The organism is Pilosibacter sp. YYHA0881 (genome assembly GCF_051602715.1).
Taxonomy (GTDB): Bacteria; Bacillota; Clostridia; order Lachnospirales; family Lachnospiraceae; genus Alitiscatomonas; species Alitiscatomonas aceti.
In genome coordinates this window covers 2,665,499-2,677,909 of sequence record NZ_CP175657.1, presented here as the reverse complement: position 1 = coordinate 2,677,909, position 12,411 = coordinate 2,665,499, and the positions used below count along the sequence as shown (strand labels likewise).

The 12,411-nt window shown below is 53.4% G+C and carries 12 protein-coding genes; 2 read left to right on the top strand and 10 right to left on the bottom strand.

Annotated elements, in window-relative coordinates:
* Positions 1-236 precede the first annotated feature (236 nt).
* Positions 237-1,580, top strand: a complete 1,344-nt coding sequence (locus ACI6NM_RS12470) for a PspC-like choline-binding domain-containing protein (protein ID WP_215654694.1) — start codon at positions 237-239, stop codon at positions 1,578-1,580.
* A gap of 60 nt (positions 1,581-1,640) precedes the next feature.
* On the opposite strand, the gene ACI6NM_RS12465 is transcribed toward ACI6NM_RS12470, so the two are convergent.
* The 10 genes from ACI6NM_RS12465 to ACI6NM_RS12420 form a co-directional block, all read right to left on the bottom strand.
* Positions 1,641-1,787, bottom strand: coding sequence for a hypothetical protein (locus tag ACI6NM_RS12465; RefSeq protein WP_022273904.1), 147 nt, complete (start codon positions 1,785-1,787; stop codon positions 1,641-1,643).
* Between the two features lie 115 nt (positions 1,788-1,902).
* A complete protein-coding gene (locus ACI6NM_RS12460) occupies positions 1,903-2,694 on the bottom strand; it encodes an HAD-IIB family hydrolase (protein WP_215654692.1) in 792 nt (263 codons plus the stop codon).
* 20 nt (positions 2,695-2,714) lie between these two features.
* On the bottom strand, positions 2,715-3,890 hold the full coding sequence (gene tig / locus ACI6NM_RS12455; protein WP_022273902.1) for a trigger factor: 1,176 nt from the start codon (positions 3,888-3,890) through the stop codon (positions 2,715-2,717).
* A gap of 167 nt (positions 3,891-4,057) precedes the next feature.
* Positions 4,058-5,449 carry an aminopeptidase gene (locus ACI6NM_RS12450; protein WP_215654691.1) on the bottom strand — a complete coding sequence of 464 codons (1,392 nt, stop codon included), beginning with the start codon at positions 5,447-5,449 and terminating at the stop codon, positions 4,058-4,060.
* Positions 5,450-5,536: 87 nt separating this feature from the next.
* Entirely contained in the window at positions 5,537-5,989 is a 453-nt protein-coding gene (dtd, locus tag ACI6NM_RS12445) for a D-aminoacyl-tRNA deacylase (RefSeq protein WP_022273900.1), read from the bottom strand.
* Positions 5,986-6,759: a GTP pyrophosphokinase gene (locus ACI6NM_RS12440; RefSeq protein WP_022273899.1), complete on the bottom strand. Its 774-nt coding sequence runs from the start codon at positions 6,757-6,759 to the stop codon at positions 5,986-5,988. The genes dtd and ACI6NM_RS12440 overlap by 4 nt, the downstream gene beginning before the upstream one ends.
* A 67-nt stretch (positions 6,760-6,826) precedes the next feature.
* A complete protein-coding gene (locus ACI6NM_RS12435; protein ID WP_262427351.1) occupies positions 6,827-7,723 on the bottom strand; it encodes a S1 RNA-binding domain-containing protein in 897 nt (298 codons plus the stop codon).
* Positions 7,724-7,934: 211 nt separating this feature from the next.
* On the bottom strand, positions 7,935-8,384 hold the full coding sequence (locus ACI6NM_RS12430; RefSeq protein ID WP_022273897.1) for a hypothetical protein: 450 nt from the start codon (positions 8,382-8,384) through the stop codon (positions 7,935-7,937).
* Positions 8,385-8,414: 30 nt separating this feature from the next.
* On the bottom strand, positions 8,415-9,842 hold the full coding sequence (locus tag ACI6NM_RS12425; protein ID WP_022273896.1) for a sensor histidine kinase: 1,428 nt from the start codon (positions 9,840-9,842) through the stop codon (positions 8,415-8,417).
* Complete coding sequence (locus ACI6NM_RS12420; protein ID WP_262427350.1) at positions 9,839-10,543, bottom strand: response regulator transcription factor; 705 nt, start codon at positions 10,541-10,543, stop codon at positions 9,839-9,841. The genes ACI6NM_RS12425 and ACI6NM_RS12420 overlap by 4 nt, the downstream gene beginning before the upstream one ends.
* A gap of 376 nt (positions 10,544-10,919) precedes the next feature.
* Between ACI6NM_RS12420 and ACI6NM_RS12415 the strand changes: the two genes are divergently transcribed.
* Entirely contained in the window at positions 10,920-12,365 is a 1,446-nt protein-coding gene (locus tag ACI6NM_RS12415; RefSeq protein WP_262427349.1) for an amidohydrolase, read from the top strand.
* Positions 12,366-12,411 lie beyond the last annotated feature (46 nt).

Below are 12,411 nucleotides of genomic sequence, written 5' to 3'. Positions count from 1 at the left end.
AACGCAGAAACCGGTATGCGCCGTGGTACAATGTCTTCTTTTCCTTCAGACATTGTACCACATCACTCCCGTCCAGTCCAGTCATTCATTGCAGGGGCTCCCGGTATCTGTCACAGACTGGCAGCTCTGCCAGCAACCCTCACTGGATTTCTCCCATAAACCGCTGTTATAATCACCGCGTAAGGAACAACCGCCCGCATTTTCTGGTGCGGACCACAAAAAGGAGAGAATCGATTATGAAAAAACAGACAAAATATTTTGCAGTTCTGTCTGCTGCTGCCATTATGGCCCTGACCCCTGCCTTTTCCGGCCTGGACCACACAGGCAGGGTACTGGCCGCTTCTTATGGCTGGACTGAGGAAAACGGCCAGCTGGCCTACTACGATGAGGACGGGTATCTCACCACGGATTCCTGGAGAAAGAACGGAGACGACTGGTATTATCTGGACGAGGAGGGCTCCATCGCCAGAAACCAGAAGATCGACGATTATTACGTGGGGGAAGACGGAAAAATGGTGAAAAACACCTGGGTGGAGCTCCAGAATGAGGACGAAATGGACTCTCCGGAAACACCGGCTTCATATTGGTACTATTTTGATAAAAACGGAAAATCTGTTATTTCTAAATGGATAAAATTAAATGAAAATTGGTATTATTTCAACGAATCCGGCCACATGGCCACTGGTAAGACCGTCATCGATGGAGCCGTCTATTACCTGGGCGGTGAAACCGACGGACGCATGAAGACCGGCTGGGTGAAGCTGGAGGAAAACGCTTCCAGTCCCGGAGCCTCCGAAAGCTGGCATTATTTTAATTCCGATGGAAGGATGGTAGAAAACCAGTATGACAAAAAGATCGGCGACGACTATTATACCTTCATCGACGGGAAGATGCAGACGGGCTGGGTGAAGATGCCGGAAACAGAGGTTTCCACAGACAGCAACGCCGCCTCCGCCTCCATTGCGGATTATCAGTATTATGGAAAGGACGGCGACGGAAAACGTGCCGAGGGATGGCGGATCATGGAAGGGATCCAGGGGATCCATCAGACAGACGAGACCTTTACCTTCTATTTTAAAGAAGGCCGCCCATATCACGCCTCCAGAAAAGGAAACGAGCTTTTTACGATCCAGGGAAAAAAATATGCGTTCAACGAGCTGGGTGAAATGCAGACTGGCCGCCAGGTCGTAAACCTGGAAGGAGACTCCATCGCCAACTTCTTCTTTGGCGACGACGGCGTCATGAAGACAGGAAAGCAGAATATCTATAATGAAGAAACTGGAGAGACCGAAAGCTGGCTCTTCCACACGGATGGCGAGAAAAAGGGCCAGGGCTACCACGGACTGAAGGACAACGTGCTCTATGTCTACGGAAAACGCCAGGACGCGCCTGCGGACCAGCGGTATGCTCCCGCAGACTTAAACGGAACCTCTTATCTTGTTAATACCACCGGAAATATCCAGAGAGCCTCCTCTTCCTCCACCTCCTCTGAAAAGCCGGAGCTGGGACGGGGGCATAAAGACTTCAAAGACGCCAACGGAAAGATCTGGGTCACCGATACCAACGGGATCATCCGCTGATCCGTTCCAGAAAGGGGCTGCTGCCATACAGGTCAGCGCCCCTTTTCCCATTTCAGTCATTCATCGTCTGGCTTCAACAATATAGCAGCTGATCAGCCGGTTCAGCGTGATCTGCATCTGTTTCAGGATGGCATGAAGCTTTTCGTTGTCTGCCCGGAGTTTTCTGTTCTCATACTCCAGGGCAGCAAGCCGTTCCTCCATTCTCATCGTCTGGCCCCCTTCGCATTCGTCATGTGCGCAAGCCTATCTTAATACATTTCTTTCATTAAGTGAAGGAAAATCGCTCGCAATTTTCGACATAAATTATATTTTTTTATTGAAATTAGACAATTTTAAGTTTCTCGAAAGCGAATGCAATTCCATCATCTTCCACATTTTTCGTGATAAAAGATGCATAGGGTTCCAGGATCCTGTCATGCTGCCCCATGATCACCGAATGTCCGGCATACTGGATCATAGCCAGATCGTTGGCGCTGTCTCCAAAGGCATAGGATTCCTCCCGGGGGATCCGGAAATATTTCAGGATAAATTCCATGGCCGTGGCCTTGTCATAGCCTGCGGGTACACATTCATAAAGCCCGCGTCCCCGGTCTATGTACGCCATATCCGGAGCCAGGGATCTTAAGAATCCGTCCACATCACTCTTTTCATCTGCCAGAACACAGAATTTATCAAACTCCGCCGCTTCCTTCTTCCAGTCCCACGGACGGACCACACCACTTTTTATAAACAGCTCCTTGACCCGCTCCATCTCCTCCAGACGGGAAACCTGGCTCTGTACGGCACAGCCCTCCGGCCCTTCCAGGATCCCATCCAGATCATGGGCCAGGATGCTCTTCTGGAGCTCCAGCCTCCGCTCTCTCCCGATCACATGGTGGAGGACCTTTTTCCCCTGGATCTCCAGGTAAGTACCACAGCCGCAGAGGTAGCCGTCCACCGGAAGAGCCGCCTCCACCTCCTGCATCAGGCATCGGGCCCGTCCAGAATTGATAAATACCAGATGGCCCGCCCGGCGCGCCTGGGCAATGACCCGGGCCGCGCTTTCCGGCAGCTCCTTTTTATGATCGCTCAGAAGCGTTCCGTCAATATCAAAAAATAAGGCTTTTCTTTTCATATGGTATCCGCATCCATTTCCTAAGGAGCCGTCGTCTCTGCTGCCTGGGATTCTGTATGGCCTTCCACAGTCTCCCCTGCCCCGGCAGGCGCTCCCTGTACGGCATTGTCGATCAGATAGTAATACGCGGCTCCCATCTGGAACAGACGGTTGGCAGACTCCTCCCCGTAGGTGGAGACCATCTCTTCGGCGTCGGCAAAATAATTCATCTGGGCCAGCTTATCCTTTTCCTCATCCGTAGCCTTGATCCCCTCGGCTTCAATAATGGCGTTGAGCACCATCTCCTGCTTCACCAGGTTCTCCGCAGTGGCCCGTAAGCCCGCCTTATCGGTCTGAAGGAACATACTTAAGAACTCCTCCAGCTCCATTCCATACTGGCCTGCATAAGCAGTGTATGTGGTCACAAGCTGGTCATACATATCGTCCACAGCGTCAGGATCGCAGGTGACCTTGGAATTTTCAATGGCCTGGTTTAAGAGCTCGCTTCCAGCCTCATTAAAGAAATTGCTCTCCGCCTGGTTTTCGAGGCCGCCATACACCTGGCTCCTTAACTGGTCCAGGGTAGCGTTCTCGTCGTCCATGGCTCTTTTTGCCAGAGCATCATCAATGGCGGTCTCCTCTGCGTTCTTAATGGCATTCAGGGTCACATGGAATACCACTTCCTGTCCCGCCAGATCTGCACTCTTATAATTTTCCGGGAATGTGAGGTTCAGGTCTTTTTCCTCTCCCACGTTCATTCCCACAACGCCGTCCTCAAAACCGTCGATGAAGGTGCCGCTTCCCAGGGCCAGGTCAAAGCCCTCCGCAGTCCCGCCGGAAAAGGCCTCGCCGTCCTTGGTCCCTACGTAGTCAATATTGGCCACATCGCCCAGTTTAGCTGCACGTCCGGTGACCTCCGCCGGATACTGTCCCTTCAGGTTTTCCAGCTCCGCCTCCAGGTCCTCGTCGGTCACTCCAGCCTTCACGGCCGTAAGGGTCAGACCCTTATAATTTCCCAGCTCCAGGCTGGCCTCATCGGTCAGCTCCTCCTCCGATTTTGTTTCACCAGAGGCAGTCCCGCTCTCCTGGCTTCCCGCCGTCTCTCCGGCCGCTGCCGCCGTTGTCTCTTTATCCGTACCTCCGCTCTTGCATCCAGACATGACCATGGCTGCCATGGCGATCACAAAACCGGCTGTTATAAGTTTTCTTTTTATCATTTTTCTCAATTCCTTTCATGGCTGTTCAGCCGATTTTACCATAAACAGAAAGGGAAATAAAGGGATTTCATAGAATTTTAAGATACACAGCTGAACTGCCGCATTCAGAAACAGATCCCCTCCCCAGAGGAAAAGAGTCGTCCTCGGGGAGGGGCATATGTCCCGTCTTATTTGTAGAATGCCTTAAATGCTTTATAAGTGTTGTAAACATCCAGCTTAGAGGCCAGCTCAAAGGGAGCGTGCATGGAAAGGATCGGAACTCCCAGATCCACCACATCCACATCCATATGGGCCACAAACTGGGCGATGGTTCCGCCGCCTCCCACGTCCACGGCTCCCAGCTCGCCGGTCTGCCAGTATACGCCGTTTTCATCCATGATCTGGATCACCTTGGCCATGGTCTCTGCGCTGGCGTCGTTGCTGCCGGATTTTCCTCTGGCTCCTGTATATTTTGTGAGAACACAGCCCTTATTGATGGCACTGGAGTTTCTCTCCTCGTATACGGAGGCAAAGGTGGGATCGTATGCTGCGTTCACGTCGGAGGACAGGCACAGGGACGCTCTTAAAACTGTTTTCAGATCTGCGCCGGCTGTCTGGCACAGGTCTTCAATGATATGGAGCACGAAATCGGAATTGAGGCCAGTGTTTCCGGCAGAACCGATCTCCTCCTTGTCAGCCAGGATCGTCAGCGTCGTATGAGCCGGGGCCTTTGTCTCCGTTTCTGCCATCAGAGCCGTATAGGCGCAGACTCTGTCATCCTGTCCGTAAGCGCCCACCAGGCTCCTGTCCAGGCCCACATCCACAGCCTTGTAAGCCGGTACCATTTCGATCTCCGCTCTTGTAAAGTCTTTTTCTGTGATCCCGTACATTTCATTTAACAGCTTCATGGCCATAAGCTTTACGGGAGTCTTGATCTTCTCGTCATCCTCGCCCATGAACGGGATGGAGCCGACAATGATGTTTAACTCTTCGCCCTTTAAGCCCTCTCCCAGCTTTCTTCCATTCTGCTCAGAGGCCAGGTGGGGGAGAAGGTCTGTGATGCAGAACTGGGGCTCTCCTTCTTTTTCACCGATGGAGATCTCCACCATCTCGCCGTTCTTCTTTCCAACCACACCGTGCATAGCCAGCGGAGTGGCTCCCCACTGGTATTTGCGGATCCCGCCGTAGTAGTGAGGCTTTAAGTAGGCGATATCAGCCTGCTCAAACAGCGGATTGGGCTTTAAGTCCAGTCTGGGGGAATCGATGTGGGCGCCGTTCATTCTGAGGCCCTCCTCCATCCCCAGGGTTCCAAAGGTGGCTGCGGCCAGGGCTTTTTTCCGGTTGTTCCAGTATACCTTGTCTCCAGCCTTGTAGGAGGCCTTGGGATCAAATTCCCGGTAGCCGGCCTTTTCTAAAAGCTCCACTGCGGCCTTTACGCATTCTCTTTCAGTCTTTCCGGCGTTTAAGAACGCCTTATAGCCCTCACAGAAGGCGGAAGCCTCCTCTCTCTCTGCGGGAGCCTCCTTTGCAATGTGGGGGGCTTCCCATAAAAGCTCTTTCTCTAAATCTTTTCCATTCATGATGCTCTCTCCTCTTTTCTCTTTATCTGGATCGTAACCTGTATGTTCTTATGGTCCGCACAAGCTGTGTGCAGACCCGCCAGACCGCTATTTAAACAGCTCCCTGCTGTCCAGCATCAGTGTGAAGGGCCCGTCGTTCACCAGGGATACCTTCATATCTGCGCCGAATCTTCCATGCTCCACCCTATCCACATGGGTCCGGCACCGGTCCATGAAATATTCATAAAGCCGGTCTGCCTCTGCCGGCGCTCCCGCTCCGATGAAGCTGGGACGGTTTCCCTTCCGGCAGTCTGCATACAGGGTGAACTGGCTCACCACCAGCACCTCCCCTCCCACATCCTTTAAGGACAGGTTGGTCTTTCCATTTTCATCCTCAAAGATCCTTAATTTACAGATCTTATCTGCCATTTTATCTGCGACGGCCTCGTCGTCCTCGTCGGATACGCCAAGGAGGATAAAAAATCCCTTTCCAATGGATCCGATCACCTCCCCGTCCACGCGGACGGACGCTTCCGTAACTCTCTGAAGTACAGCCTTCATGCCTTTCCTCCGTTTTCCGGTTCCGTGCCCTGTCCCGCCTTCTGTCCTTCCACGATCTCCCGCGCCCGCTGGGCCTGCTGTCTGGCCTCCTCCTGGAGACGCTCTTCCTCCAGCTTCTTTTCGGCCTCTTCTCTCCGGGTCCGGCCGATCTCCATGATCGCCTGGTTCAGGGAAAACATTTTTGCATCCAGCATATCCACCATATCGGCGCAGGCCTTCAGCTCTGTTTCCAGATAATCCGGCGGGTTTCCTTCAAATTTATATGCGATCTTGTGCTCCAGGGAAGCCCAGAAATCCATTGCAATGGTGCGGATCTGGATCTCGACCTTTGTGTCCATCTTTCCATCGGTCAGATATACCGGGATCGTCACCACCATATGATAGCTCTTGTAGCCGTTGGATTTGGGATACTTGATGTAGTCCTTCACATGGAGCACCGTGATATCTGCCTGCCGGGCGATCATATCCGCAATGGGATAAATATCCGACATGAATGAGCAGATGATCCGGATCCCTGCGATATCGTTTAAGTATTCCACCATATTATCGATGGTAACGTCGATGCCGTCGTTCTGAAGCTTTTTCACAATACTGGACGGCGTTTTCAATCGGGATGTGATATGTTCGATGGGGTTATAATTATACAACTGGATGAACTCATTGTTCAGGATCTCGATCTTGGTGTTGATCGATTTCAGCGCAGAGCTGTATAAAAACATGGTCGTTTTCCACTGGTCCACCTGTTCAAAGGATTTTGGATCTTTTGTCATACTGCTGCCCCCTCTCTGCACAGGGCAGGAAACTGCTTCCTATTTTCTTATATTCTGTTTCCTGGTCTTATAACTTGATATTCTTTAAAAGAGCGGCAAGGCCTGTGCTTGCCTGGCCTTCTTCTTTATAATCGTAGGTGCTGTGGGATTCAGCCTCTGCCGCCTCCTCTGCCAGTACCTTCATGCTGAGGCTGATCTTATTGTCAGCGGTGGAAAGGATCTTCACCCTTACCTCCTGGCCTTCCTTTAAGACAGCTCCCGGATGCTTGATCCTCTGGGTGCTGATCTGGGAGATATGGAGCAGGCCTGTGAGGCCGTTCTCCAGGGCCACGAAGGCACCGTAGGGCTTTATGGTCTCCACTGTACCGTTCATAACGGCTCCCACCTCACACTTTTCGATCTTCCTGTTTGTTTCCGCCTGTTTTTTCTCCCGGGCCGGTTCCCGTCCAGAAAGCACCAGACGGCGTTCCTCCTCATCAGCAGTGATCACTGTCACCTCAATGGTCTTTCCATCCCACTCCTTTAAGTCCTCCACATACTCGTCGGACAGACGGGACGCGGGGATAAAGCCGCGGATCCCCTCCAGATACGCAACGGCTCCGGCATTGACCACCTCGCTGATCTTTACCTTAACAACGGTACGCTCCTCCATCAGCTTCTTTAATTTATCCCAGGCCAGGACTGCGTTGGCCTCTTTCTTTGAAAGGACCATATTTCCTTCGCCGTCGTTGGTAGCCATCACCGTTGCGGTGATCTCATCTCCGGGGTGGACCGCGTCCTGCATATTAAAATCCGGATCCTCGCTCAGATCCTCTTTTCGGATCACTCCGTCCGCGTAGGTCTTAAGGTCCACGATCACCTGGTCCTCGGTCACGTCGATCACTGTACCAGTGACCACGTCGCCCACTCGTATTTTCTTAAAGGAGGCTTCCAGCTCTTCCCTGAAATCGTCCATTGTTTCCATACTGTTACCTTCTTTCTTCTTATCTGCATGCGCCGCAGGCGGTCCTCCTTCCGGCCGGCCGGATACTGCGCTACTTCTATTTAATCATACTTTGTCTTATATTTCCAGTGTTTTAAGAGATAAAATTGTGCGGAATACACAAAATGGCCGCAGAGTGCCGCCACTCCACAGCCATTTTATCTTTTCAGTATCCGCTCTGTTCTGTCTCGGGCTACTTTTTCAGCAGCTTTTCCACGTCCTTCCAGAGCTTTTTTACCTCTTCCTGGTCCTCCAGCCGGTCTTTCTGGATCCGGATGATATTCTCCAGAGCCGCATTGGCTCCCTCCGCATTCAGCTTCTTATCACAGGTCTTTTTCGCCTTTGTATACGGATCCATACTCTCCTGGTCCTTTTCCTGGTCCTCCTGGAGCTTCTGGATCTTATCCACCAGCTTTTTCGCCTCTTCGGGTTTGTTTTCTGCTTCCAGCCAGTTTAAAAGGGACTCCTTGTTCTCTGCGCTGATCTTATCCAGTGCGATACTGCCCTTTAACATCTCTTTCATATTATCGGCAGTCGCATCCTCGTATTTTACCTGTTCCTCATCCGTCTCCGCTGCGAATCCGGTAACAGGAACAGAAAGAAGGCAGAGCAACAGGCTGAAAATAAAGAATATCCTTTTCATTCCGCTTCCTCCTTTATATGTTCCATAGTATCACATTTCTGTCCTCTCGTCTGGGGCAAAGCTGCGGCAATCCTGCGGCAGTGTGATCTCAAATTCTGCGCCCTTCTGTGTGTCTGCCGCACGCACGCTGCCGCCCATGTACTCCAGGGAACACCTTGCAATGGCCAGACCCAGTCCATGGTTTCCGCCCTTGCCCTTGTAGAACCGGTCAAACAGATGCTCCGTACCGCCCTCTGGAAACCCGGGGCCGTCATCGGTCACCGTAATAAGGATATCCCCCTCCTTTTCCCGCACCGCCACAGCCACCTGGGTTCCGGCATACCGGATACAGTTGGACATCACATTGGAGAACGCCCGCTCCAGGAGCATGGCGTCAGTAATGATCTTATGCTCCTCCCCCGGCTGAAATACCAGCTTTATGTTTTTTGAGTAGGCAAAGCCCTCCAGGCACTCCAGCCGCTCTTCGATGAAGCCGTTGACTGCCAGCTCCACCGGAACCACCTGGTATCTGAGCTGGTCCATCCTGGTCAGCGTAAGGATCCCGTCCACTACCTCTGTGAGCCGGGTGCTCTCATCCAGGATCACGGAGGCCGCCTGGGCCACATCCTCAAATACCCCGCACTGGATCCCCTGGGCATAGCCGCTGATGGACATGAGCGGCGTCCGAAGCTCATGGGAAGCGTTCTGGAAAAATGTGCGCTCCGCCTGGTCTGCCTGGGCCAGCTTCTCCTGCATATGGTTGATCTCGCCCTCCAGCTCGCACAGCTCCTTCACCGTGGCCCCGGTCTCCACTCTCTTGAATTTTTTCTCACCGATCCCCCTGGCGGCTTCACAGAGCCGCTGGACCGGTACGGAAATACTGCCGGCCACCAGCCAGAATAAGGCGATGGCAGCGGCGGCGATGACGCTCATGGTCAGAAGCACCACCCGTGTGATCTGATCCATCATGGCCGTTGTGTCATGGACCGGACAGTACAGGAGGATGTGGCGCACCTTCTGGTCCTTTTCCCGTTCTGAAGGCGTCACATACTTATAATATAGAAGATATTCCTTTTCCTCTATGGTCTCCTCCAGGATCTTATCCTGCTCCCAGAAGCTTTCATCATCTGTGGCCGCATTCAGAAAGGCCGAGTAGATCTGGGACATATCCGCCTGGTCGTCAAAGTTTTTTGGATATACCACCCGGTATTTCTCACTGACCACAAGCATCCGGGCCTCCCCGGCTCCGGTCTGGACCGCATCCCTCAGACGGCTTAAGACCGTATCCCCTTCTTCGCCGTCCTCCGGCTCCTCCAGGACCCCATCCACAGTCCTTACCATCGCCTCCAGGTCCCTGCGGGCGTTGAAGTTCATATGGACCTCCAGGGAATACCGGAGTGTCGCCCAGGTAGCCAGAGGAAAGCCGATCAGAAGGATCACCACCGGGAGGAAGATCTTCATGCGGATACTCAGCTTCATTCATCGCCTCCGGCCGTCAGTCTGAACCCATATCCCCATACGGTTTCGATCTTTACCAAGCTCTTCTGCTCCTTCAGCTTTTTCCTCAGGCGCTTTACCATGTCGTCCACAGCTCTGGTATCCACCTCTTTGCTGTCCACCTTCCACAAGGCCTTTAATAAGTCATCACGGCTGGCGGCGTGCTCCGGATGCTCCAGCATATGGCGCAGGAAGTCGAATTCCAGGGGAGTCAGGGCAAACTCCTCTCCCTTAAGACTGGCAGTCCTCCTGCCCGGGAACAGGACGATGTCCCCCAGCTCCAGGTTCTCGCTGTTTTCCTCCTCCTGGCCGGAAAAAGCGTCCACCCGGCGGAACAGGGCCTTGACCCGGGTGACCAGCTCCAGCGGAAGAAACGGCTTCACCAGATAATCGTCACTTCCCAGGGTGATCCCGGTGATCCGGTCCAGAGGAGAGTCCTTGGCCGATACAATGATGATCGGCACATGACTCTTCTGCCGGATCCTGGTGCATACGGTCAGCCCGTCCATTCCCGGCATCATCACATCCAGGATACAGAGATCCGGCATCTGCTCCTCGCAGGCTGCCAGGATCGATTCCCCGTCCTCAAAGCATCTTACCTCAAAGCCCTCTTTTTCCAGAAAATTCTGAATCAGAAAGCAGATATTTTTTTCATCGTCAGCCACGTAGATCCGTTTTGCCATTGACGTCCTCCTTTTTCCAGAGCCGGCTCCTCATCTGTCCATCCATCGGACACGGTACCCCTCCGGGAGAATTATACGCCTGGATTCCTGCGGTGTGCGCAGAAACCAGATGCGCGATGGTATAATGTCTGTTATCTCAGACATTATACCATTTTGGCAGTCCCTGGTAAATGGCTGCCGCAGGATTGCCGCAGAAATCGCCGCAGCGGCCCGGAGCTGAATTGTCAGAAATCCTGCCGCCGCTCACTGGCAGGCCAGTAAACAGCCTCATCCGCAGGCCTATTGAAAGCCGATTGAAAGTTTCATCTTATTATTTACTTAACATGGATCTGGTTTTATAATAGATTCTATAATGCGTACAGAAAGGACGGAATATATGATGAAAGACCTGGAGTTTCTCGAACATGTCATCGACCAGAAATCCCAGATGATCCTGGATGCCAACGACAGGATCTGGGAATATGCGGAGCTTGCCTACCATGAGACCCGTTCTGCGGACCTTCTCTGCCAGATCCTGAAGGACGAGGGCTTTTCAGTCACCACCGGCGACGCCGGGATCCCCACCTGCTTCACAGGGACCTTTTCCTACGGCTCCGGAAAGCCGGTCATGGGCATCCTGGGGGAATATGACGCTCTCTCCTCCCTGAGCCAGAAGGCCGCCTCCCCCCGGAAGGAGCCGGTGGAAGCAGGAGCACCCGGCCACGGCTGCGGACACAGCGCCCTGGGCACCGGTTCCCTGGCCGCCGTACTGGCTGTAAAGGAATATCTGGTGGAAAATAAAAAGGACGGCACCATCATCTACTTCGGCTGCCCCGCCGAGGAAGGCGCCGGATCCAAGCAGTTCATGGCCCGGGCCGGGATGTTCGACAACGTGGATTTTGTATACACCTGGCATCCAGCCACCATCAACGCCGTGGAATGCAATCACAGCAACGCCATCATGGGAGCAAACTTTGAGTTTAAAGGCGTCTCCTCCCATGCCGGCGGTTCTCCCCATCTGGGCCGCAGCGCCCTGGATGCCGCGGAGCTCATGAACGTGGGCTGCAATTATCTGCGGGAGCATATGATCCCGGAGGCCAGGATCCACTACGCCTACATTGACGCAGGAGGGACTGCCCCCAACGTGGTCCAGGACCATGCCGTGATCCGCTATGAGGTCCGTTCTCCATGGGTCTCCCAGGTAAAGGATCTGTTTGAGCGTGTGAAAAACGTGGCCCGGGGCGCCTCCATTATGACCGATACCACTGTGGACTGCGAGCTGGCCATGGCCTTCACCGAATATATCCCCAACAACGCCCTGGCCGCCGTCGCCGATGAATGTATGAAGGAGGTAGGCGCGCCTAAATGGGATGAGGACGACTACGCCATGGCCCGGGAATTTTTAAATACCTACCCGCCGGTGACCATGGAAAACATCAAAAGCCAGATCATCGAGGTCTTCGGTGAGGACCGGCTGGAGGAGATCCTGGAACGGCCCCTGGATTCAGAGATCCATCCCTTTAATCCCGACAAGATCAAGCTGACTGCCGGCTCCACCGATGTGGGCGATGTGGGCTATGCGGCTCCCACCCTGAATATCAACATCGCCACAGCCTGCATCGGCAATGTGGGCCATTCCTGGCAGATGGTTGCCCAGACCTGCAGCCCTCTGGCCCATAAGGGCCTTTTGACCGCCGCCAAGGTCATGGCTCTGGCCTGTGTCCGCACCATGGACCGTCCGGACGTCATCGAAGCGGCCAAAAAGGAGGTCACAAAACGCAACGGCGGCCATTACACCTGCCCGCTGCCGGACAGCGTAATGCCTCCACTGGATACATATTAGGATCCATTCTCACGGCCTGCAAAAAAATGCGGGCCGTGCGCAAAAG

What these genes read in the sequence shown, in the direction of transcription:
- ACI6NM_RS12470 (WP_215654694.1), top strand. Translation starts at nt 237, where the DNA reads ATGAAAAAACAGACAAAATATTTTGCAGTTCTGTCTGCTGCTGCCATT.
- ACI6NM_RS12465 (WP_022273904.1), bottom strand. Translation starts at nt 1,787, where the DNA reads ATGAGAATGGAGGAACGGCTTGCTGCCCTGGAGTATGAGAACAGAAAA.
- ACI6NM_RS12460 (WP_215654692.1), bottom strand. Translation starts at nt 2,694, where the DNA reads ATGAAAAGAAAAGCCTTATTTTTTGATATTGACGGAACGCTTCTGAGC.
- tig (WP_022273902.1), bottom strand. Translation starts at nt 3,890, where the DNA reads ATGATAAAAAGAAAACTTATAACAGCCGGTTTTGTGATCGCCATGGCA.
- ACI6NM_RS12450 (WP_215654691.1), bottom strand. Translation starts at nt 5,449, where the DNA reads ATGAATGGAAAAGATTTAGAGAAAGAGCTTTTATGGGAAGCCCCCCAC.
- dtd (WP_022273900.1), bottom strand. Translation starts at nt 5,989, where the DNA reads ATGAAGGCTGTACTTCAGAGAGTTACGGAAGCGTCCGTCCGCGTGGAC.
- ACI6NM_RS12440 (WP_022273899.1), bottom strand. Translation starts at nt 6,759, where the DNA reads ATGACAAAAGATCCAAAATCCTTTGAACAGGTGGACCAGTGGAAAACG.
- ACI6NM_RS12435 (WP_262427351.1), bottom strand. Translation starts at nt 7,723, where the DNA reads ATGGAAACAATGGACGATTTCAGGGAAGAGCTGGAAGCCTCCTTTAAG.
- ACI6NM_RS12430 (WP_022273897.1), bottom strand. Translation starts at nt 8,384, where the DNA reads ATGAAAAGGATATTCTTTATTTTCAGCCTGTTGCTCTGCCTTCTTTCT.
- ACI6NM_RS12425 (WP_022273896.1), bottom strand. Translation starts at nt 9,842, where the DNA reads ATGAAGCTGAGTATCCGCATGAAGATCTTCCTCCCGGTGGTGATCCTT.
- ACI6NM_RS12420 (WP_262427350.1), bottom strand. Translation starts at nt 10,543, where the DNA reads ATGGCAAAACGGATCTACGTGGCTGACGATGAAAAAAATATCTGCTTT.
- ACI6NM_RS12415 (WP_262427349.1), top strand. Translation starts at nt 10,920, where the DNA reads ATGATGAAAGACCTGGAGTTTCTCGAACATGTCATCGACCAGAAATCC.